General features: G+C 72.5%; 2 protein-coding genes, 1 tRNA gene and 1 pseudogene. All 4 read right to left on the bottom strand.

The window, feature by feature from the left end:
- Window positions 1–699 (bottom strand): annotated as a pseudogene (locus ACFV61_RS35615) (hypothetical protein); the annotation flags it as partial.
- Between the two features lie 109 nt (window positions 700–808).
- Window positions 809–1255 (bottom strand): DUF4442 domain-containing protein, encoded by a 447-nt coding sequence (locus ACFV61_RS35610; protein WP_063349298.1) that lies wholly within the window; start codon window positions 1253–1255, stop codon window positions 809–811.
- A 133-nt stretch (window positions 1256–1388) separates the two neighbouring features.
- A tRNA-His gene (locus ACFV61_RS35605) sits at window positions 1389–1464 on the bottom strand.
- A 127-nt stretch (window positions 1465–1591) separates the two neighbouring features.
- Window positions 1592–2161 carry an oligoribonuclease gene (gene orn / locus ACFV61_RS35600; protein ID WP_380496299.1) on the bottom strand — a complete coding sequence of 190 codons (570 nt, stop codon included), beginning with the start codon at window positions 2159–2161 and terminating at the stop codon, window positions 1592–1594.
- Window positions 2162–2313: the final 152 nt, after the last annotated feature.

Raw genomic sequence — 2313 nt, 5'->3', positions numbered from 1 at the left:
GGGGGGGGGGGCGCGGGCGCCCCCCCCCCGGGGGGGGGGGGGGGGGCCGGGGCCGGGGGCCCCCCGGCCCCCCCGGCACGGGCGGGCGGTGGCGGCCGGTGCGGCGGAGCGGACTCCGGTGGCGCCGGGCCGTGCGGTGGCGGGCAGTTCGGCGGGCCCGCCCTCCCGGGAGGCGCGGGTCTCGGCGGGGCGGCCCTGGGTGGGGACGGTGTCGGGCAGGCCGGAGGCGATCGCGAAGGCGTCGGGGACGGCGGCCCGTTGCCCGGGCAGGGGGAGTCCGCCGGCTCGGATCCGGTCCTGGAAGACGCTGCCGACCGTGCCGGTGGCGCCGTCGATCCCGGCGTCGGGGACGGCGCCGGCCAGTTCCCCGACGAGCCCGGGGGAGGGGCGCTCGGCCTCCTCGGCCGCCGGGCGCCCGGGGTCGCCGGACCGCTCGGCCGACGGACCGTCGTACGCGGGCCGCCCGGCCTGGGCGAGCCGGCCGGGCGCGGGCCCGCCGGCCAGGGTGCGGCGGACGGCGGGCCGGGTCTGGTCCGGCAGCGGGTCGGCGCAGGCGGCCTGCGCGCCGAAGCCCCCGAGTTGGGCGAGGAGGGCGCCACCGGCGGCGAGGACCCGGGGCAGCCACCGGCCGATCGCGCGCCGTGCGCCGACGCCGCGGGGGGCGGGTTCCTGGGGCTTGGTCGCGTGATTGGCTCGCATGTGAGTTGAGAACGAGCGGACGGGTCGTGAGGTCACGCCCGCCGTCACGGACAGTCATCGCGCGGGTGGCCCCGGGCCGGGTTGCCCGGGGCCACCGGCCGTGGCGCGGTCAGGAGTTGGGGCGCAGGGTCCAGGTGACGGTCATCACGCCGGTGACGGCGCCGTCGGCGCGGGTGATCTCGACGGTGACCGGGAACTCGGGGCGGCCGCCGGCGTCCAGCTCGGCGACGACCTCGGCGGCGGGGCGGCCGAGGACGGCGGTGGCGGTGACCTCGCCCATGGCGAGCTTCTTGTAGGCGATCTCGGCGTTCACCGCGAGCGGCACGGCCCGGGAGAGCTGGTCACCGAAGGCGGCGAGCACGATGCAGCCGCTGGCGGACTCGGCGAGGGTGAACATCGCGCCGGCGTGCGGTCCGCCGACGTGGTTGTGGTACGCGGGCTGGTCGGGCAGCCGCAGCACGGCGCGGTCCGGGGTGGTCTCCAGGTACTCCAGCTTGAGGGTGTGCGCCATCGGCACGGTGGAGTCGAGCAGCTGGCCGATCGAAGGTGTGGTCATGGCAGGAATGTTACTAGCCAGTAGCTTCTGGCGGCAGGCCTGCGCCGGGAAAACCCGAACCGCGGTGGAGAGTTGAGGGAACGCGAAAACGCCTGAGGGGCCGATCTCTCGAAGAGATCGGCCCCTCAGGCTCTGGGGTGAGTGACGGGACTTGAACCCGCGGCCACCTGGACCACAACCAGGTGCTCTACCAACTGAGCTACACCCACCATCTGTCCGGCCCGTTTCCGCTTCCGCGTTCCCGTTCCGACAGGAAGAACTCTACAGGATCCGAGAGGGTGCTCGCGCCAGGCTTTCGTCCGGGCGAACGCGGGCACCTCCCCCGGGCTCCTCGGGTCAGCCCTCCGGGGCCTGGTACTTCTCGGCGATGGCGCGCGCGGTGTCGGTGTCCGGTCCGGGCTGCGGGACGAACACCGCCTCGCGGTAGTACCGCAGTTCGTCGATGCTCTCGCGGATGTCGGCCAGCGCCCGGTGGTTGCCGCCCTTCTGCGGGCTGTTGTAGTACGCCTTCGGGTACCAGCGGCGGGCCAGCTCCTTGATCGAGGAGACGTCCACGATCCGGTAGTGCAGGTGCTTCTCCAGGGCCGGCATGTCCCGGGCGAGGAAGCCGCGGTCGGTGGCCACCGAGTTCCCGCACAGCGGCGTCCGGCCGGCCTCCGGCACGTGCTCGCGGATGTACGCGAGCACCCGCGCCTCCGCCTCGGCCAGCGTCACACCCTGCTCCAGCTCCTCCAGCAGGCCGGAGGAGGTGTGCATCGCGCGCACCACCTCGGGCATGCCCGCCAGCGCCTCCGCCGGCGGGCGGATGATGACGTCCACACCCTCGCCGAGGATGTTGAGCTCGGAGTCCGTCACCAGTGCCGCGACCTCGACCAGGGCGTCCTGGTCGAGGTCGAGGCCGGTCATTTAACAGTCGATGCAAACCAAACCGTAAATAAAAAAAAAAAACCAACCGCCGGTGTCTTAAAAACAACATACGCTTCCGACCACAAAACAAATGTATGTCACTTAAACACAACTGACTCTGCCGAAGAGAAATCAAGAGTAAATATAGTGTG

The organism is Kitasatospora sp. NPDC059817 (assembly GCF_042731835.1).
Lineage (GTDB): Bacteria > Actinomycetota > Actinomycetes > Streptomycetales > Streptomycetaceae > Kitasatospora.
This window is presented reverse-complemented; position numbering and strand designations above follow the sequence as displayed.

Excerpts from the sequence above, each read along its gene's own strand:
- ACFV61_RS35610 (WP_063349298.1), bottom strand. The coding sequence starts at position 1,255 with ATGACCACACCTTCGATCGGCCAGCTGCTCGACTCCACCGTGCCGATG.
- orn (WP_380496299.1), bottom strand. The coding sequence starts at position 2,161 with ATGACCGGCCTCGACCTCGACCAGGACGCCCTGGTCGAGGTCGCGGCA.